The organism is Streptomyces fructofermentans, assembly GCF_014651055.1.
GTDB lineage: Bacteria > Actinomycetota > Actinomycetes > Streptomycetales > Streptomycetaceae > Streptomyces > Streptomyces fructofermentans.
On record NZ_BMWD01000024.1, the window covers coordinates 69940 to 92134 of the forward strand.

Below are 22195 nucleotides of genomic sequence, written 5' to 3' on the forward strand. Positions count from 1 at the left end.
GTTCGCGTCACTGCTCGTCGCGCAGCCGGCCCGCCAGGGCGGTCAGCGGCTCGGCCTCGGCGGTGTGGCCCAGGGCGGTCAGGCGGGAGATCGCCGAGTCGAGGCGGGCCAGGGCGGGAGCGGGGCGCTCCAGGTAGATGCCCTGGACGGCACCCGCGAGTCGGACGCACTCGGCCCACTCGCCCGCGCGGTCCTCGTCCGTGCCCGGCTCTCCCAGCAGGGCGAGCGCCCTGTCCAGGGACGCCAGGGCGTCGTCGTACGCCCCGGCGTAGGCGTTGACCCGTCCGTGCTCGTAGGCCAGGGCGGTGTCAAGGGACCGGTCACGGGACTCGTAGCCGGCGGCACGCGCCTCGTCCGCGACCTTCCCCGCCTCGGCGAGGAAGGCGCGGGCGCCGGGCAGGCCGTCGGCGCCCTGCTGCTGGGCCTGGGTGCGGGCGAGTTCGCGCAGGCAACTGCTGATCTGCTCGAATCGCGGGTCCTGGGCATGGGCGGCGAGGGCCTGGTCCGCGACCTTCCGGGCCTGGTCGAACTCGCCCGACTCGCCCAGGAGTACAGCCGTCTCCGCGGCGATCATGGCGTGGCTCCCCGGGTCGTCGTCCCAGCCGGCCGACTCGGCCGCGAGGGCGACGAACTCCGCCGTGGCGGCCTTGAGGTCCTCCCCGGCGTACAGTGCGCGGGCGCGGGTCAGACGGAGCTGGGCGACCAGCCGGTCGTCCACCTCGCCTGCCACGAGGTCGGGTTCGGCCAGTACGGAGTCGAGGAGGGCGATGCACGCCTCGACGCGCCCCAGGTCGAGGCTGAGCTGGGCCGCGTTGCTGTAGGTGCAGAACGCCTCCGTCCTGCTGCCGCGGCGGAGGTCCTGTTCCGCCGAGCGCGTCAGGTGCCGCAGCGCCTCGTCGTGGCGGCCCATGTGCATGCAGGCGCCGGCGAGGTCGGCGTGGAGGCGCGCGGTGTCGACCGTGCCGAGGGGCCATTCTGCGGCCAGGCGCACCGCCTCGGACAGGCTCGCGTGCGCGGACTGCGGCTCCTGGAGGCCGAGTTGGAGCCGGCCGCGCAGACCGAGCGTGCGGGGCACGTGCCACGCGGGGCCGTGCGCCTTGAGCCGGTCGAGGAGGCCGTCGATCTCGGCCACCGCGCCGGGCAGGTCGCCGGAGATCGCGTACGTGCTTGCGCGCAGCAGCAGGGCGCCGGAGACCTGCCCGTCGTTGTCGTGCCGGGCGGCGAACTCGTGCAGCAGTGCCACCTCGGCCAGGACGGACGCGGCGTGCTCCTCGCTCCCCGAAGCCTGCAGGCGCAGGCCGAGGGCGGTGGCCCGCAGCCGCAGCAGGCGGGCCTCCAGCTCCGGAACGAGCCCAGGCGTCTCCTCGCACAGGCGGACCATCGACGCGTGGGCCGCGGTCAGTTCGGCGGCCTTCGCCTCGGCGGCGCCGTCGCCCTCCGCGGGGATCTCGGCGGTGGCGAGCAGGGCACAGGCACGGGAGAGCGCCGCGTGGGCCGGTGCCCCCGCGTCCTCGTACAGGCCCGCCGCCTCCTCGTGGAGGTCGGCGGCGTCCGTGTACTCGTCCCTCTCGCCGGCCCTGTTGGCCTCGTCGGCCAGCAGGTCCGCGCGCAGCAGGAGGAGCGGGCCCACGGCCGGGTCGTCGGGGTGGGTGTAGCCGCGGGCGGTGTGGAGTGTGCGGAGCCGTTCCCAGCACGCCCGCGCGTCCGGATGCCCCTGATGGTCCAACTCCCTCGCACCCAGTATGAGTTCGGGCAGCGAGTCGGGGACGGGGGCGGTCGTACGGGGGGTGGGCGCGGCACTTGGGGTCGTTGCGGGGGCGGCTGCGGCCACGTCGTCGAGGCTGCGGACGCGCAGGGTCAGCTCCAGGGCGTCCAGGAGCGGGGCACGGTCGAGGCGGGTCCGGCGGACGTCGCTGCGGGCCGTGGTCCCGTTGCGGGTGTCGAAGCGGCCGGCGAGGTCGTCGGCGCGGCCTCGCACCTCGGCACGCAGGTCGGCCACCGTCCAGGTGCGGCCCGAGTATCCGGCGGCTGGCAGGTCGCCGTGGCCCAGGTGCTCGACGCGCTGGAGGAGGACCTCCACGCCGGTGAGGAAGTCGAGCTGGTCCAGAGGCGAATCCACCTCGTCGAACAGGTTCCGGTTCTCGGCGAGGAGCTCCAGGCCGCGGGCCTCGTTGCCGGTCAACGCGCAGAACTCCAGGTGCCGGCCGACCTCTCCGGCCATGGAGGGGTTGCGCCGGCAGCTGCGGTAGCCGGACAGGTGCATGTCGACGGCCTGCTCGACGCTGCCGGTGCGCAGCAGGGGCAGCAGCGCGTGCGACACGGAACGGGCGGGCTCCTCCTGGCAGGACTCCTTCCCGGCGAGCACGGGCTCCCAGGCGCGCAGCGCCCGCTTGTCGTCGCCCGCCGCGAGGTGGAAGAGGGCACGCTCACATATCTCGCAGGCCTCGCAGTCGCTGAGCTGAGTGCGGGTGCGGGCCGCCCACAGTTCGTATGCGACCGCGGTGTTCTCGCCCGTGTGGGCGGCGAGTTGGTAGGCCTGTCCGTAGTAGGGCTGGAGGCCGAGGCCCGCCTTCTCGTAGCGGCTGCGCATTTCCGTGAGCCACTGGCGCTGGCTGGTGAGCGGCATCTCGGGCAGCGCGCGCAGGGCGCCGGCGACCCACTTGAAGCGCCAGAACAGCAGGTGGCGCATGCGTGCGTCGAAGACGTCCGGCTGCTCGTCGAAGAGGGTGAGCAGGCGGGCGAAGACGACCGGTGACTTCCGCGGTTCGGAGCCGTAGGTGTACGCCTCCTGGAGTTCGAGGAGCGCGTTGATGAGCGGCACGGGCTCGGCGAACTGCTCGGCTGCCTCGACGAGTTCCTCGGCGGTGACGGTGCGCGTGCGGCCGTACGGGCGCCGGTCGTTCTCCTCCAGGGCCTGGTTCAGCTCGTCGGTCGTCTGGGGTCGGGGTGCGGTCGGCATCGTCAGCTGTCCTTGCGGAGGGCGTGGGCGAGGAGGTCGAGGAAGGAGCGGTTGATCAGGCTGGACTCGGCGGGCCTGAGCGGACGGCGGGACAGCATCGCGGCCTGCCCGTACAGGGCTTCGGCACTGGTGCGGGCCAGTTCGGGCTCGTCGATGGTGACGGCGGTGCGGACCAGCGGGTTGAGCTGGTTCAGGATCAGCTGGGCACGGGGAGCCTCCTGTCGCAGGGCGCCCAGGATGTCGCCCCACAGGCCGCCCTCCTGCTCCCGCGCGAGGTGGGAGCGGGTGCGCTCGTGCCGGGCCTCCCGGCTGTCGACGAGGAGGGCCGGGGCGGAGGCGGGCTGGAAGGCGCGCAGCGCGACGTCGCAGTCGAAGACGGCGAGGGCGTCGCGGGCCAGGGCGAGGTAGGCGGCGGCGCCCAGTTCCGTCTCCCGGTCGACGGGGTCGAGATGGGCGGTGAGGGTCGCGGGGTCCAGGTCGGCGACGCTGGCCTCGGGCCTGATCTCCGGCAACCGGTGCACCAGTTCGCGGTCGTACGTGTAGCCGCCGTTGACCACACCGAGGCCGGCGGCCGAGGCGATCGCGGCGACCTGCCGGAACTCCTCCACGCTGGACGTGACGAGCACGGTGCGGTGGGTGCGCGCGAACTCGTCGAGGGTGGCGTGCCCGTCGGTGGTCTCGAACGGCAGCCAGGGCAGCAGCATCCGCAGGATCTCGTCGTCGTGCACCGCGAGGGACTTCACGGCCAGGTGGTGCACCTGGAGGAAGCGGGCCAGCAGGTCCGGGTCGCTGGCGGCGGCCCGGGCGATCCACTCGCGCAGCCGCTCGGCGAGGGCGTCCCGGACGGCGGAGAGGGTGTCGTCCTCGTACAGGGCTTCGCGGGACGCGGTCGGGCGCAGGTTCTCGGCGTCGACCACGCAGCGGACGAAGAACGCCCACTCGGGCAGGATCTCCTCGGCGCGCTCGGACAGCAGCATGCCCTTGACGTGCACGCGGTGGCCGTGGCGCCGTCCGGCCGGCACCGTCTCGGGCAGCACGCAGGCGATGCCCTTCAGGCCCACGGCCGGGAGGTCCAGCTCGATGGTGTCCAGCGGTGTGAAGCCGAGGACGTCCTCGCCGTAGGCGGCCAGCGCGCGGGAGCGGGCGCCCGGCGTCGGATACGTACGTGCCCAGGGGGCGGGCTCCGGGTTGACCGGTGCGGCCGGGCCGGCGGTGCCGTCGTCGAAGGTCACCGGGTGGCGGAGCAGGGAGCCGAACTGCCGTGCCAGCGCGTGCACCTGGGTCGGCCGGGTCCACTCTGCGGCGTCGGCGCGGGGCGTCAGGGTGACGGTGGTGCCGGGCCGGGGACGGGCCGAGGAGGGCAGCACGCGGACGGTGTAGCTGCCGTCGCCGCGCCCCCGCCACTCCACGGCGGGTGCGTCGGGGGTGCGGGCCGAGCGGCTGATGACGTGGATCTCGTCGGCGACCAGGAAGCAGGAGAGCAGGCCGATGCCGAACTGGCCGATGAAGTCGCCGCGTTGCTCGGCGATCTTCCCCCAGCCGGGGATTGGCTCGTCCGCGGCGGCTCCCGCGGCGCGCTTGCTGCTGCGGCCGATGGTGGCGAGGAAGGTGTGCACGTCCGCCTCGGTGAGGCCGACGCCGTCGTCCTCGACCCGGACGACGGAGCCGTTGGCGTGCAGGCGGATGCCGAAGGCCTCGGCGGGGGCGTCCGGTTCGAGTCGGTGCCGGGCGGTCAGCGCGTCCACGGCGTTCTGCATGAGCTCACGCAGGTAGACGCGGGGGCTGGAGTAGAGGTGGTGGGAGAGGAGGTCGACGAGGCCGCGCAGGTCCACCTGGAAGGTGCGGTCGGCGTCGCTCGGGTTCGGGGAGGCGTCGGGCAGAGTCATGGGGCAGTCCGGAGGTGAAGGGGCGACGGGTGACGGGCGGAACAGGGGCGGGTGTCCCGGTCGAACGATGCAGTGGCGGGAACGGCCGGTGACGGCGTCCCGCTCCGGAACCGCGGCCGGGACCGGAGGACCCGGTCGGACGCCGCGGCGGGGCCGGGCAACGACCCGCTAGGCGCGGCGGTGGCGGCGGGCGAACTGCTTCTCGGGTTCCGCGAAGTAGACCCAGGGCCACCGGGTGTACGCGCCGTCGAGCGCCTGGAAGACACGCCGCACCGTATGGCGCTCCTCGGCCAGCGACAGCGCCATGGCGAACATGTTGAAATCGTGCTGCCAGCCCGGGCGGCGCACGTAGGCGGGGTGGAGGATGCTGTGGTCCGCGGCCTCCCGCAGCTGCGCCCGGATCTCCGAGGTCTCCAGGTAGTCGCCGCGCTCCGACTCCACCCACTCCTCGATGTACGCCATGGCGACCACACAGCCCAGACGATGCCCCGGCGGCGCGCCGGCGGCGGCCTCCTGGGCGAAGGCCAGCGCCTGTCCCGGCTCGCCGCCCCAGCGCGGCTGCAACTGCGACAGCCGCTCGACGTGGATGTCCAGGTCCAACGGGTCACGGCGCATGCCGGCGTCGAACCGGGCCTGGTTGACCGCGTCACCCAGGGACATGCCGCGGCCGGAGGTGAGCAGCTGACGCCACGGGGTGACCCATTCCGGCCGCAGCTCCGCGGCCTCCAGCAGCTGCTCCTCCGCGATCTTGAGCCGCTCGCGGAAGAGCCGCCACTGGTCCTGCGTGACATGTACGGCGCGCGCGTCGGTGCGTGCCTCCCAGCCCCAGCTGATGTGCCGCGTGCCGGATATCAGCAGGGCCGTCGCACGGTGCTCCTTGTCCTCGTCGGCAGCCGCGCCGATCCAGTCCTGCAGACCGTCCAACTCGGAGAGTTCGCCCAGGACTTGGTGGTCGCTGCCGAGGTCGAAGGGGGCCAGCGCCGCCTTGACCGCCGGCCAGTCACCCGCGTCGGCCGCCTCGATCAGCGCGAGGACCCGTGTGTCCCCGAGAGCACGCAGCTTGTGCATCCCGTTCTTCTGCCTGCTCGGGACAGGAAGGGCGTACGGACCCGCCTCCGGTCTCTCCGTGGCCCCACCGAACAGCTTGCCGAACATGCTGCGCCCTCCCCTGGTCCCGCGTGATCGTTCGGTGCAGCATAAGCGGCACCGGTGACACCGCTTCCACGGGATTTCCACCATGATCGCGAAGAGCCTGCGTCGGGGGTCGGGACCAGGTCAGGGCAGGGTGAGGATGCGGGGGCCGTCCTCGGTGACGGCGATGGTGTGCTCGATGTGCGCGGCGCGGCTGCCGTCGATCGTGCGCATGGTCCAGCCGTCGGAGTCGGTGTAGTAGTCGTCCCGGCCTCCTGCCATCAGCATGGGCTCGATGGCGAGGGTCAGACCGTGGCGCAGGGGAAAGCCTCGGCCCGGCCGTCCGTGGTTCGGGACGTGCGGGTCCTCGTGCATCTGGCGGCCGATGCCGTGGCCGCCGAAGTCGGCGGGCATGCCGCAGCCGGCCTTGCGGGCGACGGCGTTGACCGCGTGGGAGATGTCGCCGATGCGGTGGCCCACGGTTGCGGCTGCGATGCCCGCGTCCAGCGCCTGCTGGGTGGCGGCGATCAGTTCCAGGTCGGCGGGACGGGGGGTGCCGACGGTGAAGCTGATCGCGGCGTCGCCGGTCCAGCCGTCGAGCTCGGCCCCGCAGTCCACGCTGACCAGGTCGCCGTCGCGCAGCCGGTAGTCGTCCGGGATGCCGTGCACGAGGGCATCGTTCACGGAGGCGCAGATCACGGCGGGGAAGGGGACGGGGGCGAAGGAGGGCTGGTAGCCCAGGAACGGGGAGCGTGCCCCGGCTTCGGCCAGGACGGCTCGGGCGGCTTCGTCGAGGTCGCGCAGGCCGACGCCCACGGCTGCTGTTCGGCGGGCGGCCGCGAGGGCCTGCGCCACTACGCGTCCGGCCTCACGCATGGCCTCCAGTGCCGTGTCGGACTTGATCTCCACCATGTGCCATGACTCCCTGCGATGCGATGCAACCCAATACTTATACCGGTATTAGTATCACGGGTATGGTCAGAGTTCCTTTGAGTCCGGAAGAGCGGCAGCGCGGAGAGCGGTTCGGCGCCCTGCTCCGCGAGGCCCGCGGCGAACGCAGCATGGTGGACGTGGCGGCGGCGGCCGGAGTGTCCGCGGAGACGCTGCGCAAGATCGAGACCGGCCGCGCCCCGACCCCCGCCTTCTTCACCGTCGCGGCACTGGCCCACGCGCTGAACCTGTCACTGGACGACCTGGCCACGGCCTGCGCGGCGGACGCCGATGCCGACGCGGACGGTCAGGCCCTTTCGGCGTGAACGCCAGGGTGCCGCGCAGTCCACCCGGCACCCCGTCCGCGACGACACCGATCCGAGGCTTGGGCGGACATCGCGCCCGCGCAGGGTCCAGGAGAGAGCACTTTCGGTGCGGATCGCAGCCGCCGGCCGCCCCGCGACTCACCCACAGAGCCCCTCCCTCGGAACCTGCGCCCGAGCCCTCGGACCTACCCGCGCACGCGCCATGGGAAGATCCAGTTCGACCAACGGGAGTGGATCGCATGGGACTTGACTACAGTTACGAAATCCTGCTGCCGACCGAGAACGTCGCCGGGGCACTCCTCGAACTCACCAAACTGGCGCCCCCGACCCGTGCCGTACCACCGCTCACTGTCACCCTGCCCGGCGGTGACGAGCTCGTCCTGCCCTTCACGTCCCACTTCGAGAGCGAGCCGGTGGACTGCTCCACGACCGGCAGACTCCAACTCGACACCTCGATCATGTTCGCCGTCGACGACGTGGTGGACAAGTTCGACAGTGGCGCCGCACGCGACGAGCTCGGCAGAATCCAGATCGGATACATCTACCTCACGGTCCGGTTCGCGCCTGCGCCGCACCCGCGCTTCGCATCCATGGGGTTCATGGCCGCCACGACCGGGATGAGTCTGCTGTTCGAGCAGTCCGAGAGCGTCAGGACCGTCTTCACCGACCTCGCCGCCGCCAGTGGCGGCGTGTGCTGCCTGCTCGACACCGAGAGCGACGTCCTCCAGGTCTGCTGGCTGAACGGTCGGCCGGTCCGGGACACGGTGCCAGGCCCCCGGTTCGCCCACTACCGCGACCTCGTGGCGTCCTGGCCCGGCCAGGACGAGTGAGGAGGCGTCCCACCAGGGCGAGCGGTGTTTGCCGACCGACATCCTCGGACTTCCGCCGCCCGCCGCCCCCAGGAGCGCATCCGGGCTCTCCCGCACGCTCCTCGGTGAGCCGCCCATCACTGATTCCGACCCGCCTCTCGGCCCGCATGCCGCTCGTCACCGTTCACTGCACACGCGGCCCGGTGACGAGGCGGCCGTCCTTGTCGTAGGGCCAGGCGTTGGCGACGCATCCGTGCAGGCCCTTGATCTGCTGCATCATCACGGGAGCCAGTTGGCCCGGGCCGGCGCAGGTCCTGTGCGTGTGGCCGAGGAAGTGCCCCATCTCGTGGTTGATGATCAGCGCACGGTAGTCGTGGATCGGACCGTCGAAGGTGGGCGAGCCCGAGACCCAGCGCTTGAGGTTCACCACCACCCCGCCGGGGACCTCGCAGTTGTACACACCTTGCGTGTCCTGCTGGATGCCCTCCCAGCACAGGGCGTCCGCCGTCCCCGGTGTCGCGATCGTCACCGTGAGGTCGTGGGGCTCTCCCGCGCCCACCAACTGAAACGAGTGGGCGGGGTTCTCGGTCCAGCCCCGGGGGGCCGCGAGGATGTCGGCGATCTCGTCCGCCGCTCGGGCCGGCGGGATGTCGAGGCCGGACTCGACCTTCACCACGTACCGGAGCGGACGCGGACCGCGCCCCACCTTAGCTCCGCCGGACCGCGCGGTGACGAACGTTCCTGAGCCCTTCAAGGGGACATCGATCTCGGTGGACGTGGGGGTCGGGGTGGACTTCGGGGTCGGAGTGGGCGTGGACGGCGGGGTGGGCGTGGCGGTGGCCGTGCCGCGCCGGTGCGGCGCGGCACTCGGCGTGCCGCTGCGCTCGTCGTCCAGGAAGAACGCGGCGGAGCCGAGCAGGGCCGCGACGGCCAGCGCGCCGACCAGGTACCGCCGGCCCCGACTGCGCGGCCGGCCCCGGCGGTGCGAGGACCGGCGACGGACACCGTGGCGAGGGGCCACGGCGCTGCGGGCCGTCGATGCGTGTTCCTGCTGTCGTGCCGATTGCATGGCACCCGAAAGTGGTCATCGCACGTGATCGTGACGAGTTCGAACGGTCACGAAACGATAACGAGCGGCCGCCCGGGCGTCTCGTCACCCGCCGTGCGCGCACCGATGTGACCCTTCTGCAACAACACCCGGGAAGGGCTTCTTCGCAGGCCAGTGGCCTGACGCGTTCTGCTTAGACTGTCGACGTGCCACGAGTCCTTGTCGTCGAAGACGACCCAGATGTCCGCATGGCTGTCCAGTTGGGACTACGACACCAAGGTCATGACGTCTTTGCCGCCGAGACGGGTGAGGAGGGGTTGGAGCAGCTCCATCCCTTCCACCCGGACGTCGTCGTGCTCGACCTCATGCTGCCCGGCACGTCCGGCCTCGATGTGTGCCGGCGGATCAGGGACCGCGACCAGGTGCCGATCATCATGGTGACCGCCAAGGGCGATGACATCGACGTGGTCGTGGGGCTGGAGGCCGGCGCGGACGACTACGTGGTGAAGCCCGTGCGGGCCCGGGTGCTGGACGCGCGAATACGGGCCGTACTGCGCAGGCAGGACGCCTCGGTGTCCGACTCCGTCCGGCCCAGGGCGGAGTCTCATGGCGAGCTGGTCATCGACAGGGCCGGGCTCACGGTCACACACCGTGGCGAAGCGGTCGCACTCGCTCCCTCCGAGCTTCGGCTGCTGCTCACCCTGTCGGCCTCGCCGGGACAGGTGTTCAGCCGCCAGCAGCTGCTGGAAGCGGTCTGGGAGCACAGCTACTACGGCGACATACGCCTCGTCGACGCGTGTGTGAAGCGACTGCGCGGCAAGCTCGGTGAGCTCGGCGGAGATCCCCGCTACGTCCAGACCGTACGCGGCTTCGGCTATCGCTTCGGTTCCCCGTGAGCAGCCGCCAGTCTGCGTGGGTGCGCAGGCGTGAAACCGTCGCGGCCGGACGGTGCCACTGGTGGGCACAAGTCCGGCGGGCACCCCTGGCGAAGATCCCGCTCGCGCTGCGGGGCCTGCGCGCACGCTTGGTGGTGGCCTTCGTCCTGGTGGCCATGGCCAGTGCCCTGAGCGCGGGAGCGGTGGCCTTCCGGGAGGCGCGCACGGGCGTGCTGCAGCAGAGCCAGGACTCCGTGATCCGGCAGTTCCGGACCAGTGTCGACGCCGCGGTGGTCGCCATTCCCCGGGCTCCGAGCCAGAGCCATCTGCAGAAGGTGGTGAACCAGGTACTGCACGCCAACCAATCACAGGGATGGCGGGTTCTGGCCACCTACGGCAGCATCCGTGCCTCTGCCCCGAACGCCGACTTCGGCAAGCTCAGCCCGCAACTGCGCGAGTCCGTGGACACCAAACGTGCCGCGGTGTTCCAACGGGTGAACGACGACGGGCACCCCTACCTCGTCGTCGGAATGCCGGTCACATACAGCAGCGGCGAGGGCACGGAGTCGAGGCTCTCGGGGATGGCGATGTACCTGGTGGTGCCGCAGGACACCGAACAGGCCTACGTCGAAGCCATGGTCAGCGCCATCGAGCACGCCACTCTGGTGGCACTGGGGCTGGCCGTCGTCCTGGCGCTGCTGGCCGCGCGCGGCGTGCTCCGCCCCGTACGGGCGCTGCGGGAGGCTACACGCCGGATGGCCGAGGGGCACCTCGACGTCCGGCTGTCCGCCGATGGTTCCGACGAACTGGCCGACCTCTCGCGGTCCTTCAACCACACGGCGGCCGCTTTGGAGCATTCGGTCACGGAGTTGCGCCGCCTGGAAGCCCAGGCGCGCCGCTTCGTCGCGGACGTCTCCCACGAGTTGAGGACACCCTTGGCGGCGATGTCCGCGGTCACCGACGTGCTCGACGAGAACGCACCGCACCTGAATCGGGACACCGGCGAGGCGCTGCGGCTCATCAGTGAGGGGACCAGTCGGCTGAGCGGACTGGTGAACGACCTCGTGACTCCTCCCCCTCGTGAACGAGGGGGCTTCTCGCTAGGCCGGGTTGGCGTTGCGGCGGACCAGCCCGGCCCGTAGAACGTTGATCGCACCCACGGTGTCGGCGTGCGCGGTGTGGCCGCACGCCTGGCAGTGGAACTTTTCCTGTGTGGGCCGGTTTTCCTTGGCGGTGTGCCCGCATTCGGGGCACTCGCGTGAGGTGTTGCGGGGGTCCACGGCGATCACTTCCCGTCCGGCGCTTTCAGCCTTGGCGTGCAGGATCGTCAAAAACACCCCCCATCCGGCATCGTTGATCGACCTGTTGAGTCCGGCCTTGGCGGCGCCACCGTTGGGCAGGAACGCGCCTGCCTGGCCGGGGTCGGGTTTCGGCGCGGGCGACCTGGCCATGTTGCGGATCCTGAGGTCCTCGTGCGCGATGAAACCGTGTCGGCGCACCAGGTCCAGAGCGGTCTTGTGCGCGTGGTCCAGGCGCCGGCGGCGCACCGTGCCGTGCAGAGCGGCGACGCGCTCCACGGCCCGCTGATGGTTCTTGGTGCGGTCCTTCGCCTTGCGGCGCGGATACCGGGACAGCGCCCGCTGTGCGGTCTCCAGCTTGGCGGCGGCCGTGTGGGCGTGGCGCGGGTTGGCGATGTGCTCGCCGTGAGAGGTGGTGAGGAACGAGGCGATGCCGAGGTCGATGCCGACCACGCTGCCGGTCCCGGGAAGAGGCTCGGGCCGGGGCTGCTCCGCGGTGAGAACGACATGCCACTTGCGGCGCTCGCGCTTGACGGACACGGTCCTGACCCTGCCGACCACCGGCCGGTGCCGGTTGACCTTGACATGACCGACGCCCTGGAAGCGGACGCGGGTCACGGGGTCGTGCGGGGTGGAGTCCCACCGGCAGCCGTCCCCGTCCTTGGGGAAGTCCACCGTGTCGAACCAGTTCACCCCACGAAAGCGCGGGTAACCGGGCGTCTCGCCGGACGTGACGCGACGAAAGAACGCCTGCATCGCCTTGTCGAGACGGCGCAGGGTGGCCTGCTGCGAGGAGAACGACCAGCGGCCCTGCCGCTGCGGGTCGAACGCCCGGATCTCCTTGAGCTGCCCGGACTGGATCCCGTACGTGACGCTCGTCCTCGAGCCGTGCCGGTAGGCATCGCGGCGTTCCTGCAGTGCCCCGTTGTAGAGGGAGCAGTGATCCCGCAGCATCTCGCCCAGCGCCTGCTCCTGACGCACGGTGGGCCGCATGAGGAACTTGTACGCCCGGATCATTTCAGCCCACCCCCTCCAATCGAGTTCCCTTGATCCTACTTCGCCGGGTCCTGTGGCGGAGCGCCGCTGACTGTGATCCGTCAATACATCGAGAGCCAGAAGCGGCCTGTCTGACCACCACCACGAAGACGAAGAGCACTCCGGCGCTTCGCGCCTCCGCGTCGAGGATGCGTTTCCCTCCCCGACTGAACCCGGGGATACCCACGCAAGATCAGGGATGGAGATCTCCCGGTTCGACGCGGGCGCCGCCGAACTCACCCTGGACGACGTCGACCTGGGCGAGTTCGTCCGGCGCACCCTCGTCGCACGGGGGTGGCAGGACCGGGTGGAAGCCCACCTGCCCCCACCGGGCACCCTTCGAGCGCGTGTGGATCCGCGCCGCCTCGACGTGGTGACAGCCAACCTGGTCGGCAACGCACTGCGTCACGGAGCGCCGCCCGTGCGGTTGACCCTGGAGGTCAGACAGGAGCAGGCGGACACATGGGCCGTCATCGAGGTGTGCGACAAGGGCCCCGGCATCGTCGAGGAGGCCATGCCCCATATCTTCGAGCGCTTCTACAAGGCGAGCACGACACGGACCAGAAGTGAGAGCAGCGGACTGGGCCTGGCCATCACCTCGGAGAACGTGCACCTGCACGGAGGACGCATCAGGGCCGCGAACCTTGCCGGCGGCGGAGCGGCGTTCACGGTCGAACTCCCCCTGAACCGCGACATGGCAGCCGACGACGACTCCGCCGCGGGTGCCCGGTGAAGGGCTCGCCCGGGGCGGCGCTGTTGGTCGGACTCGCAGCCGCGATCACGCTGACAGGGTGCGGGGTCCCTCCGTCCGACGTCATCCAGGCCGGAGAGCCGGCCGGCGGCATGCTCGCCCCCGACCCGAGGGCCTCAGCGTTCGTCTCCGTCCCCCTCTACTTCCTGGACGAAGGGGTCCTGACGGCCTACCCCCGCGAGTTCCGCGATCCCGTGGATCTCGGGACCGTCGTACGGCAGTTGTTCGGTGGACCGACTACGAGCGAGGCCGCGACGGCCACCACGGAGCTTCCCCGCCTCACGGACGCACCGGACGTGCAGGCCGGCAGCGGCAAGAGCGTCGGCATCGGTCTCCCCCGCGGTGTCGCCCCCCTCAGCCGACCGGCCATGCTGCAGTTGGCGTGCACGGTGGCGTACGTGGGCGGCGCGGTTGCCGCACAGCCCTCGGAGACACGGGAGGGCACAGCCCCTGCGGCTCCTCCGGTCCAAGCACGACGCTCCCCCGCGCACACCAGCGTCCAGGTGTTCGGCGACGGATGGACGCTGACCCAGTCGGCAAAGCCGTGTCCCGACCTTCCGCAGCCGTGAGGCGCGGGACCACCCGGCGTCCCGGCGCCGCCACAGGCGAGGGGGGCGCCTCGATGATCGGACCCCGCGGACTCAGATGAATTCCTTCAGGTCCTCAAGCAGGGCTGCCTTGGGTTTGGCACCCAGGATCTGCTTGACGACCTCGCCGCCGGAGAACACGTGCAGCGCCGGAATTCCCGAGATTCCGGCCTTCGCAGGTGTCACCGGATTCTCATCGACGTTCATCTTGACGATCTCGAGCTTGTCCCCGTGCTCGGCAGAGATCTCCTCCAGAACCGGTGCGATCAGCCTGCACGGCGCGCACCACTCGGCCCAGTAGTCGACCAGGACTGGCTTGCTGCTCTTGAGGACGACCTCGTCGAAATCGGCGTCGCTTACGGCCCTCATCGGTACCTCGCATGCTCGAGTATCCCGCCGCGGTACGTCGTGGGATCCCTACTCCCAATCACCTGCGCCGCTTCTCGGACCGCTGAACCGCGCCGCACAGATTCTCCGTGACGAGAAGTGCGGCAGTGCCTGACAGCGACTCGCGCCGGCGGTCGAAACGGCCGCGCGTTTATCAGAAACAGGTACTACCGAAGGTACCGCACAGGGCCCGCGTCGGCCCGTGCTGGCCGACCTCACGAGCAGCCGGGTGCGAAGCATTGCGGCCCTGGAATGGTCCCCCGGGGACCCGGGGGACCATTCCAGGGCCGCTTCCCAGGGGTTCCCCTGGGGCGACACCCACTGCCCCTGCACAAGGCTTGTGCAGTCACCGGCAAAACGTGTCTGGGACACCACCGGCAGTAGGGAGATCTCCACATGTCTGTCACAGCCGAAAGGACCAGCGTCCTACCGTTCACCGTCGAGTTCGCCGAGGCGGACATGGCTGATCTGCGCAGGCGGATCGCCTCGTCGCGCTTTTCCGAGAAGGAGACCGTCTCCGACCTGTCGCAAGGCAGCCCGTTCGACACCTTGCGGGAAATCGCCCGCTACTGGGGCAACGACTACGACTTCGGAAGGGTCCAGGCAACGCTCTCGGCCTTCCCGAACTTCATCACCGAGATCGACGGACTGGACATCCACTTCATCCACGTGCGTTCCCCGCACGAGGATGCTCTGCCGCTCATCGTCACTCACGGCTGGCCGGGCTCCGTCATCGAGCAGGCGAAGATCATCGAGCCGCTCACCAACCCCACGAAATTCGGCGGGGACGCCTCGGACGCCTTCCACCTGGTCGTCCCGTCGATGCCCGGCTACGGCTTCTCGGGCAAGCCGACAGAGACCGGATGGGGCCCCGAGCGCATGGCGCGGGCCTGGCCGGAACTGATGAAGCGCCTGGGATACACCCGCTGGGCGGCACAGGGCGGCGACTGGGGCGCGATCGTCACGGACATCATGGCCGCTCAGGAACCCGAGGGCCTGGTCGGCATCCACACCAACATGGCCAAGACCGTTCCGGCGGAACTCGACGCAGCGCTCATCACCTTCCAGCCCGTCCCGGAAGACACCCCTCCGCTCAACGAAGAGGAGCAGGCCGCGGTCGAGCAGCTGAAGTTCGCGTACTCGCACGTCTACTACGCGTACCTGATGGGATCCCGACCGCAGTCGCTGGCGAGCTTGGCGGACTCTCCCATCGGCCTGGCCGCCTTCATGATCGACCACGACCACAAGAGCCTGCAGCTCATCACCCGGGCCTTCGCCGGGGAGCCCACCGGCCTGACGCGTGACGACGTCCTCGACAACATCACGCTCTTCTGGCTGACGAACACGTCGGTCTCCGCGGCCCGCCTCTACTGGGAGAACACGAAGCCGTTCTTCGGCCGCAGCGGCGTCAAGCTGCCGGTCGCGGTCAGCGTCTTCCCCGACGAGATGTACCTGCCGCCCAGGACCTGGGCAGAGCAGGCGTACCCCAACCTCATCCACTACAACAGGGTGGCTGCGGGTGGGCACTTCGCCGCTTGGGAACAGCCGGAGATCTTCGTCGACGAGGTCCGCAACGGCCTCCGGTCCCTGCGCAAGTGACGGCATTCGCCGGCCCGTGCACGCCGAGGCCTGCGCGGCTGCCGGGCGGAGAGGGCGGGCTGCTCGGTCGCCCACCTCGACCGGAGCTTCTCGCCCTCTTCGACCCCGTTGACGGTCTCGGGTTCCGGCACGGGAGCGGAGTCGGGCAGGCCGGATGAAACGGAAACAGACCATGAACTCCACCGAGGAAAAGGCCCTGCTGGCGGGTGGCTGCTTCTGGGGCATGCAGAACCTGCTCCGGATGGCACCGGGCGTCCTGGACACCCGGGTGGGGTACAGCGGCGGAACCCTGCCCAACGCCACCTACCACGATCACGAAGGCCACGCAGAGTCGATCGAGATCACCTTCGATCCGGCCAAGACGGACTACCGCACGATCCTGGAGTACTTCTTCCAGATCCACGACCCGACGACGAGGGACCGGCAGGGAGGTGACATCGGCTCCAGTTACCGCTCCGCCATCTTCTATCTCGACGACAAGCAGCGAGCCGTCGCGGAGGAAACCATCGCCGATGTCGACGCCTCGGGGTTGTGGCCGGGGAAGGTGGTCACCGAGGTCGTGCCCGCCGGCGCGTTCTGGGAAGCCGAGCCGGAGCACCAGGACTACCTGCAGAAATTCCCCGAGGGCTACACCTGCCACTTCCCGCGACCGCACTGGAAGCTGCCGAAACGCGCAGCAGCGTAGCGCGACTCGACCTGCGTGAAGGACTGAGTTGCATGTCGTATCAGGTCGAGAAGTCGGATGAGGAATGGCGCGCGGAGCTGTCCCCCGTCGAGTACAGGGTTCTGCGCAAGGCTGCCACAGAGCCTGCGTTCACCGGCGAATACACCGACACCAAGACGAAGGGTGTCTACTCCTGCCGCGCTTGTGGCGCCGAACTGTTCACGTCCGAGGAGAAGTTCGACTCCCGCTCAGGTTGGCCCTCCTTCTACGACCCGAAGGACTCCGACGCGGTCGAACTGGTCGAGGACCGGTCGCTGGGCACGGTGCAGACCGAGGTCAGGGCGCCCGGTGCGGTTCGCACCTCGGCCATGTGTTCGCCGGCGAGGGGTTTCCGACCCCTACGAACCAGCGGTATTGCATCAACAGCATTTCCATGCGGCTGACACCGGACGAGAGCTGACGCGAAACGCCGCCGTTGCACCCGTGGTCTCCGTGCGCCGGTGCCGCCGACTTCTCGGCCCAGTGACCACTCCGGTGCGTGCGGCCGGCTGTCGTCACGACACAGCAGAGGGCCGGTCCCCCGCCCCATCCTCAGCGGCTGAGGGCGCGGAGGTGGTGGTAGAGCTTCCGGTGTCCTTCGGGTGTGGGGTGCAGACCGTCGTCAAGCAGTGCCGGATCGCCTCGCAACGGCTCCCACATGTCCAAGCGGTCGACGTGATTGTCGTCGCACCAGACCTGGAGGAGTTCGCGCAGGACCGTGACCCGGGCCTCGGTGTATCGCGCGCCCTCGTGGTCAAGGGTGCGCGTCTCGTCGATCCAGGTGGGGCCCATGACGACGAGTCGCGCACCGTGGCCCTCGATCGAGGCCGCGATCACGTCGAGGTGCTCCGCCATGTGTTGCAGCCCGTCGCGGCGGTTGGCAGCAAGCGGCAGGGAGGAGTCATTCATGCCGGCCGCCACAAGGACGGTGTCAGGTCGACGGGGAGCCAACAACGTCGACACCTGCTCGGCGACTCCCCTGAGCGTGCTGCCAGGAACGGCAAGGTTGAAGACGCGGTGCTCGTTCTCGTTCCTGGCGATGTGGTCAGCCGCCAGGCGGGCCGCCCATCCCCCGTGCGGGTCGCACCGCCCGTAGGCGATTCCGTCGCCCAGGATGGCGATGCGTGCTGCCGGGCGCAGCGGCTTCGCATCCACATAGGCCCAGGCGGGCTCCCCGGAGGAGAGGCGCACCCGCCTGCGGACGTAGTCGTCGACTTCGTAGGCATCGGCCGCAGCCAGATCCTGGTCGGTGAGGCGCAGGAGAGCGCCGTCGACCGTGCCGCCGAGCCTGCACTCCAGCGTCATATGGACATCGAGGCCGCTGGCAGCGATCACGAAGGGATCAGTGATGGTGAGCGGCCTGGTCCTGTAGCCGGCCAGCGACGCCGGTGAACTGGGTACGGCGCGGCCGAAGAGTGCGGCCTGGACCGGTGCATGCGTCAGCGTTCCGAAGGAGAAGAGTGCATGGGGACGAAGCTCGTTCACGGTGAGCCATGGCCCCATTTTTTGAGTATTGACCCGAATACTGCCGATGGTACGGGCTGTCGTGCAGGACCGCGGCCCCGAGTCTCGCGGCCACCTGCCCGCCCGGGGAGCCGCGAGGCACGCGGAAGCCTCGGCGGCGATCCTCCCAGCCGGTCGTCGCCCTACTGCTTGAGGCTCGACATCACGTCACGCATGTCGTTGATCATGGCTGCCTGATAGGACGACAGATCCAGGGTGTCATCCGGCCTGTCGTCGATGTCGTCAGCCGCTCCGCTCGCGTAGTAGGTAATCACGGAGAGCGCGAGAGTGAGAACTGCTGCGCCGTCCAGCACTCGCAGTTCGGTGCTGTCAGCGCCCCGGGCGATCATGTAGGCACGGTCGCCGAGGTAGGGAACGGTCTTCACATTGGACTCGGAGACCACACCCATGCCGGTCACCCGACGCAGCGCCTCGAACTCGGCGCCGGGGTCGTCCTTCGAGTGCAGTGCCACCGTGACATGGACGGTGTAGTTCGTGAATCGGCCCGACTCCTCCTGCTTCTTGGCGTCCGCCTCAAGCCGAAGAGGTATGGAGCACTGGATCTGGTCCAGTGCGGGATGCGCCAACAGCCCTGAATCGATCACGTTGGCGGGGTCTCTCGGTGCGATCGACGCGCCCAGGGACGTCAGCCGCACTGACCGGCAGGAGTCCTTGGTGATCCGGTATCCACGTGCATCCGGCCTCATGTCGCCCAGCCCGAACTGAAACACCGCCGCCGCCCAGAGCACTGAAGCCGCGAGCGCCCCTCCCAGTGCCCACATCCATGGCTGACGTGCTTCAGTGGGCTCCCGGTCGATGCCGCCCACGATCTCGCGGGTCTCGATCGCGTCGAACTCCCCGGCCAACTCCGGCTCGGAAATCATTCTGTGCCTCCAGCGTGCCCTTCACCTGCGGCATGATCATCGCAGAGCTGAGCGGGCTCTCGGACCAGGCCGGCCCGGTGTGCCCTGTGGCCACACCAGTGCCCAGTCGCCATCGGCCGCCGCCTCGAGCGATGGGGTCTTCGCGGGCAGCGATGACGGCAGGCCGGGCGGGAGCAGGGCCCACCGGGCCAATAGCGGCAGTCAGCGTCAGGGACCATGGCGGGCGCGGCCCCGGCCGTAGGAGGTCGGCGCGTGAGGGGGTTGCCGCGCCGTCGAGGGCCGCTCGAAACACCGAAGCTGCGATTCCCGCCGCTGGACTATTTCGCTCCGCGTGCAGGCAGGGCTCCTTGCAGGTGTCTGCGGGACTTGACCCCGAGCTTCGCGAAGACGTTGCCGAGGTGCCACTCGACCGTGCGGGGGCTGATGAACAACTGCTCGGCGATCTCCCCGTTGGTGTGCCCGTCCGCGGCCATCCTGGCGATCTGAGCTTCCTGGCCGGTGAGTTCGACGTCGGAGCCGACGGTCCGCTTGCGTGCGGTCGCGCCTGTCGCAGTCAGCTCCCGAAGAGCGCGCTCGGCGAAACTGGCGGCTCCCATGGCGCTGAATGTCTCGTAGGCGAAGCCCAGTTGGCCTCGGCTCTCCTGGCGGCGGTTCTCGCGCCGCAGCCACTCGCCGTAGAGCAGTCGGGCCCGGGCAAGGTGGATGGCGATCTCGCTGCGCTCGAGATGCGCGATCGCCTTCCGATGGAGGTCTTCGGCATCCGCGCCATCGCTCAGCAGCGCACGGCAGCATGCTTCAGTGCCGAGGGCCCATGCGGTGCCGCTGGCGCGCGTACGTTCGGTGAGCCTCTCCAGGGCCGCGGCGGCGGCGTCCCTGTGACCGCTGCGGGCCGCCGCTTCGATCAGCTCGACCAGGGCCCACCCGAAGAATCCGAAGTCCTCGTACTCGCAGGCACACGTGGCGGCCGCGAGTGCTTCCTCGTGGTGGCCAAGGCCGTTGCAGAGCACCGCGGTCGCATACTCTGCCAGCCCGAGGGCGCGCCCTTCCCCACGAGCACTCCCTTCCTTGATGCCACGCTCGATGGTCTCCAGCGCCTTGGTCTCCTCGTCCCTCCAGGCACTGAGCAGGAGCGACGTATGGCTGATGGGCAGGCTGCCCGTTGCCTCCGAGATCGCTGTCGCCTCGTCGATCAGGTCGGCTGCCGTCGAGAATTCACCGGCATAGACGTGGAAGCATGCCTGGTAGTTCAGTGCGATGGGCAGGACGGCAAGTGCCCCCGCCTCGCGGGCGATCCGGACGGCGCCGATCCCCAACTCGTGCCATGCCTCGTCGTCCCACAGCTCCGGTGCCAGTGGACCGGGCGCAACCGGACAGGCCAGCCACAGCCAGCGCTTGTCCTTCGTCACACCGGATTTCATCTGTTCCCGCACGGCGTCCAGCGCGTACTTGAGGGCGTCGGCGCCGGCAGCGAAGCCGTCGATGACCAGAGTGGCGATGCCGTCCAGGAGCACGTCGACGGTTCGCACCATCCTCGCCGGGCGTCCGGCGCGAGCTTCCTCCGCGATCTTGCGCTGAATGGGGCCCTCACTCAACCGGCCTGCGAAGACCGCTGCTCCGAGAGCTTCCAGCAGGGTGTCCCGGGCCAGGTCGGTGTCGAGGGGCGCCAGGCGTTCAGCGGCTTCCAGGAGGAGACGCGGCGCTTCGGCCCCGCGCACGCGGACGAAGACCAGGCGAGCCCGCAGTCGTTCGAGTCGAGCCTGCTGCAGTGGGTCGAGAGGGCAGGCTTCCGCGACGGCGAGCATGCTGTAGGCCTGTTCGGCGCCGCCTGCTTCGATCTCGGTCTGTGCGGCGGCCAGCGCGCGTGGGGCGCGCAGTGAGGGGTCGGGCGTCAGCTCTGCCGCCCTGCGCAAGAAGGAGGCTGCCGCAGCGATTCCTCCCCTGCTTCGGACTCGGTCGGCCGAGCGTTCCAGATCGGAGGCGACGCTCTCGTCGGGACGTGCAGCGGCGTGGGCGCGGTGCCATGCCCTGCGGTCGGGGTCGCGGAGGGAATCCGTGGCCCTTGCCAGTGCTCTGTGGGCCGTGCGCCGTTCGAGCGCGGTCGCCTTCCGGTAGATGGCGGAACGTACCAGGGGGTGGTGGAACTTCACCCTGATCCCGAACTCGACCAGCCCGGCGGCCTCGGCCGGTGCTGCGGCTTCAGCTGTGATGTCCTGCAAGGTGGCAGCCCGGTACAACAGGTTGATGTCACCTGTGGGTTCGGCCGCGGCGGTCAGCAGGAGTTGCCGGCTGCTTTGAGGAAGTACTCGGAACTGCTGGTGGAAGGATTCCTCGATGTAGCTTTCCAGGGGATGGCTTCCCGGAAGCCAGAAACCGCCGGCCAGCTCCGCGGGGGTGAGGGCATTCGGCAGGTGCAGCAGGGCCATGGGATTGCCGCGGGCCTCGGCGACGATGCGGTCCCGTACGAGAGGGTCGAACGGCACGCGGACGGCCAACGCCAGCAGGGCACATGCGTCGGGTTCGGTGAGTCCATCGACGACCAGCCCCGGCAGACCGGTCAGTTGCCGGCCGGTGGACTCCCGCAGGGCGAAGATCAGGGCTACTGGTTCCGCGAGCAGTCGTCTGGCGACGAACGCCAGCACGTGCATGGATTCGTCATCGAGCCACTGCGCGTCGTCGACGAGGCACAGCAGCGGCTGGTCTTCGGCGGTGTCGGCCAGCAGGCCGAGTACGGCAAGCCCGACCAGGAACCGGTTGGGCTGTGCACCTGCCTGGAGTCCGAATGCGACCGACAGTGCTTCGCGCTGCGGTTCGGGCAGCCGTTGGATCCGGCCCAGCATCGGTGCGCAGAACTGCTGGAGGCTCGCGAACGGGAGCCCCATCTCGGACTCGATGCCGGAGACGGCGGCGATACGGAACCCGTCGGCCCGGGCCACTGCGGAGTCCAGCAGGGCGGTCTTGCCGATGCCTGCCTCGCCGCGGAGAACGAGGACCTCGCTCTTCCCCTCTCTCACTTCGTCCAGTACCTGGTCCAGCAGGGCTAGCTGACTGCTTCGACCCAGCAGCTGGATCTGTGATCTGGCCCCAAAATCACCCATGGTCCGTTCTTCCCTGTCCGCAGCGTGAGCCACCCCGATCAGGTGAAGACACCGAGCAACGCCTCGCGTGAACCCGCTGGTCGATGGCCTGCGACAGGTTCAGAGATCAACAGATCCTCGAGAGGCCGATCAAAAAGGCACATTAGCATGATTCAGGACTTTAGTCCTTTTTGGATGCATCAACTACCAATCGCCACAACGCGATCACTTACTGTGTCCCCGGGTCCGGACCGCCGCGACAGGATGCTTCGGGTCGTCGTTGGTTCAGTCCGGGGACTGTCCCTGGGGCGACGCGGGGACCGACGGGAGCAAGCTGGGCTGACCAGTTCCGGACTCGGCGCCCCGGCGCAGCCGGTCTCGGGCTGACCGAGTATCGCGATGTGCATCCG

16 protein-coding genes and 4 pseudogenes are annotated in these 22195 nt (G+C 69.7%); 10 read left to right on the forward strand and 10 right to left on the reverse strand.

The window, feature by feature from the left end:
* Positions 1 to 7 precede the first annotated feature (7 nt).
* From IE265_RS28235 to map, 4 genes are all read right to left on the reverse strand, one after another.
* A complete protein-coding gene (locus IE265_RS28235; RefSeq protein WP_190038532.1) occupies positions 8 to 2959 on the reverse strand; it encodes a hypothetical protein in 2952 nt (983 codons plus the stop codon).
* 2 nt (positions 2960 to 2961) lie between these two features.
* A complete protein-coding gene (locus IE265_RS28240) occupies positions 2962 to 4845 on the reverse strand; it encodes an HSP90 family protein (protein ID WP_190038533.1) in 1884 nt (627 codons plus the stop codon).
* 168 nt (positions 4846 to 5013) lie between these two features.
* Complete coding sequence (locus IE265_RS28245) at positions 5014 to 6000, reverse strand: hypothetical protein (RefSeq protein WP_190038534.1); 987 nt, start codon at positions 5998 to 6000, stop codon at positions 5014 to 5016.
* 120 nt (positions 6001 to 6120) lie between these two features.
* On the reverse strand, positions 6121 to 6888 hold the full coding sequence (gene map, locus IE265_RS28250; protein WP_190038535.1) for a type I methionyl aminopeptidase: 768 nt from the start codon (positions 6886 to 6888) through the stop codon (positions 6121 to 6123).
* A gap of 62 nt (positions 6889 to 6950) precedes the next feature.
* Here map and IE265_RS28255 point away from each other — a divergent pair, with 62 nt between their 5' ends.
* Both IE265_RS28255 and IE265_RS28260 read left to right on the forward strand, forming a co-directional pair.
* Positions 6951 to 7232, forward strand: coding sequence for a helix-turn-helix domain-containing protein (locus tag IE265_RS28255; protein WP_190038536.1), 282 nt, complete (start codon positions 6951 to 6953; stop codon positions 7230 to 7232).
* A gap of 239 nt (positions 7233 to 7471) precedes the next feature.
* Positions 7472 to 8062, forward strand: coding sequence for a hypothetical protein (locus IE265_RS28260; protein ID WP_190038537.1), 591 nt, complete (start codon positions 7472 to 7474; stop codon positions 8060 to 8062).
* A gap of 163 nt (positions 8063 to 8225) precedes the next feature.
* Here the strand turns inward: IE265_RS28260 and IE265_RS28265 are convergent, their stop codons facing one another.
* On the reverse strand, positions 8226 to 9110 hold the full coding sequence (locus IE265_RS28265; protein ID WP_190038538.1) for a DUF3152 domain-containing protein: 885 nt from the start codon (positions 9108 to 9110) through the stop codon (positions 8226 to 8228).
* Between the two features lie 185 nt (positions 9111 to 9295).
* Here IE265_RS28265 and IE265_RS28270 point away from each other — a divergent pair, with 185 nt between their 5' ends.
* The gene (locus IE265_RS28270; protein WP_190038539.1) at positions 9296 to 9985 is read left to right on the forward strand and encodes a response regulator; all 690 of its coding nucleotides are present in this window, start codon (positions 9296 to 9298) and stop codon (positions 9983 to 9985) included.
* A pseudogene (locus IE265_RS28275) lies at positions 9982 to 11031 on the forward strand (HAMP domain-containing protein); the annotation flags it as partial. The gene IE265_RS28270 and the pseudogene IE265_RS28275, both read left to right, overlap by 4 nt.
* A gap of 33 nt (positions 11032 to 11064) precedes the next feature.
* Here IE265_RS28275 and IE265_RS28280 read toward each other — a convergent pair.
* Complete coding sequence (locus IE265_RS28280; RefSeq protein ID WP_190038540.1) at positions 11065 to 12279, reverse strand: RNA-guided endonuclease InsQ/TnpB family protein; 1215 nt, start codon at positions 12277 to 12279, stop codon at positions 11065 to 11067.
* Positions 12280 to 12312: 33 nt separating this feature from the next.
* Between IE265_RS28280 and IE265_RS39510 the strand changes: the two are divergent.
* From IE265_RS39510 to IE265_RS28290, 3 genes and pseudogenes are all read left to right on the forward strand, one after another.
* Positions 12313 to 12393 (forward strand): annotated as a pseudogene (locus tag IE265_RS39510) (IS200/IS605 family transposase); the annotation flags it as partial.
* 103 nt (positions 12394 to 12496) lie between these two features.
* Positions 12497 to 13030 (forward strand): annotated as a pseudogene (locus IE265_RS28285) (sensor histidine kinase); the annotation flags it as partial.
* On the forward strand, positions 13027 to 13617 hold the full coding sequence (locus tag IE265_RS28290) for a hypothetical protein (RefSeq protein ID WP_190038542.1): 591 nt from the start codon (positions 13027 to 13029) through the stop codon (positions 13615 to 13617). The pseudogene IE265_RS28285 and the gene IE265_RS28290, both read left to right, overlap by 4 nt.
* A gap of 72 nt (positions 13618 to 13689) precedes the next feature.
* Here IE265_RS28290 and trxA read toward each other — a convergent pair whose 3' ends face one another.
* The gene (gene trxA / locus IE265_RS28295) at positions 13690 to 14004 is read right to left on the reverse strand and encodes a thioredoxin (RefSeq protein ID WP_190038543.1); all 315 of its coding nucleotides are present in this window, start codon (positions 14002 to 14004) and stop codon (positions 13690 to 13692) included.
* A 414-nt stretch (positions 14005 to 14418) separates the two neighbouring features.
* Here trxA and IE265_RS28300 point away from each other — a divergent pair, with 414 nt between their 5' ends.
* The 3 genes and pseudogenes from IE265_RS28300 (at position 14419) to msrB (ending at position 16745) form a co-directional block, all read left to right on the forward strand.
* Entirely contained in the window at positions 14419 to 15621 is a 1203-nt protein-coding gene (locus tag IE265_RS28300) for an epoxide hydrolase family protein (RefSeq protein ID WP_190038544.1), read from the forward strand.
* A 172-nt stretch (positions 15622 to 15793) separates the two neighbouring features.
* Complete coding sequence (gene msrA, locus IE265_RS28305; RefSeq protein ID WP_190038545.1) at positions 15794 to 16306, forward strand: peptide-methionine (S)-S-oxide reductase MsrA; 513 nt, start codon at positions 15794 to 15796, stop codon at positions 16304 to 16306.
* Positions 16307 to 16338: 32 nt separating this feature from the next.
* Positions 16339 to 16745 (forward strand): annotated as a pseudogene (gene msrB / locus IE265_RS28310) (peptide-methionine (R)-S-oxide reductase MsrB).
* 131 nt (positions 16746 to 16876) lie between these two features.
* Here msrB and IE265_RS28315 read toward each other — a convergent pair.
* The 3 genes from IE265_RS28315 to IE265_RS28325 all read right to left on the reverse strand — a co-directional run bounded on the left by IE265_RS28315 (position 16877) and on the right by IE265_RS28325 (position 21806).
* The gene (locus IE265_RS28315; RefSeq protein ID WP_190038546.1) at positions 16877 to 17827 is read right to left on the reverse strand and encodes a GDSL-type esterase/lipase family protein; all 951 of its coding nucleotides are present in this window, start codon (positions 17825 to 17827) and stop codon (positions 16877 to 16879) included.
* 143 nt (positions 17828 to 17970) lie between these two features.
* Complete coding sequence (locus IE265_RS28320) at positions 17971 to 18711, reverse strand: hypothetical protein (RefSeq protein ID WP_190038547.1); 741 nt, start codon at positions 18709 to 18711, stop codon at positions 17971 to 17973.
* Positions 18712 to 19028: 317 nt separating this feature from the next.
* Positions 19029 to 21806 (reverse strand): helix-turn-helix transcriptional regulator, encoded by a 2778-nt coding sequence (locus IE265_RS28325; protein WP_190038548.1) that lies wholly within the window; start codon positions 21804 to 21806, stop codon positions 19029 to 19031.
* Between the last annotated feature and the right edge of the window lie 389 nt (positions 21807 to 22195).

Bases quoted from the DNA above. Each gene is read 5' to 3' on its own strand.
- IE265_RS28235 (WP_190038532.1), bottom strand. From the start codon at position 2,959: ATGCCGACCGCACCCCGACCCCAGACGACCGACGAGCTGAACCAGGCC.
- trxA (WP_190038543.1), bottom strand. From the start codon at position 14,004: ATGAGGGCCGTAAGCGACGCCGATTTCGACGAGGTCGTCCTCAAGAGC.
- IE265_RS28315 (WP_190038546.1), bottom strand. From the start codon at position 17,827: ATGGGGCCATGGCTCACCGTGAACGAGCTTCGTCCCCATGCACTCTTC.
- map (WP_190038535.1), bottom strand. From the start codon at position 6,888: ATGGTGGAGATCAAGTCCGACACGGCACTGGAGGCCATGCGTGAGGCC.
- IE265_RS28325 (WP_190038548.1), bottom strand. From the start codon at position 21,806: ATGGGTGATTTTGGGGCCAGATCACAGATCCAGCTGCTGGGTCGAAGC.
- msrA (WP_190038545.1), top strand. From the start codon at position 15,794: ATGAACTCCACCGAGGAAAAGGCCCTGCTGGCGGGTGGCTGCTTCTGG.
- IE265_RS28265 (WP_190038538.1), bottom strand. From the start codon at position 9,110: ATGCAATCGGCACGACAGCAGGAACACGCATCGACGGCCCGCAGCGCC.
- IE265_RS28300 (WP_190038544.1), top strand. From the start codon at position 14,419: ATGTCTGTCACAGCCGAAAGGACCAGCGTCCTACCGTTCACCGTCGAG.
- IE265_RS28240 (WP_190038533.1), bottom strand. From the start codon at position 4,845: ATGACTCTGCCCGACGCCTCCCCGAACCCGAGCGACGCCGACCGCACC.
- IE265_RS28320 (WP_190038547.1), bottom strand. From the start codon at position 18,711: ATGATTTCCGAGCCGGAGTTGGCCGGGGAGTTCGACGCGATCGAGACC.
- IE265_RS28245 (WP_190038534.1), bottom strand. From the start codon at position 6,000: ATGTTCGGCAAGCTGTTCGGTGGGGCCACGGAGAGACCGGAGGCGGGT.
- IE265_RS28280 (WP_190038540.1), bottom strand. From the start codon at position 12,279: ATGATCCGGGCGTACAAGTTCCTCATGCGGCCCACCGTGCGTCAGGAG.
- IE265_RS28255 (WP_190038536.1), top strand. From the start codon at position 6,951: ATGGTCAGAGTTCCTTTGAGTCCGGAAGAGCGGCAGCGCGGAGAGCGG.
- IE265_RS28260 (WP_190038537.1), top strand. From the start codon at position 7,472: ATGGGACTTGACTACAGTTACGAAATCCTGCTGCCGACCGAGAACGTC.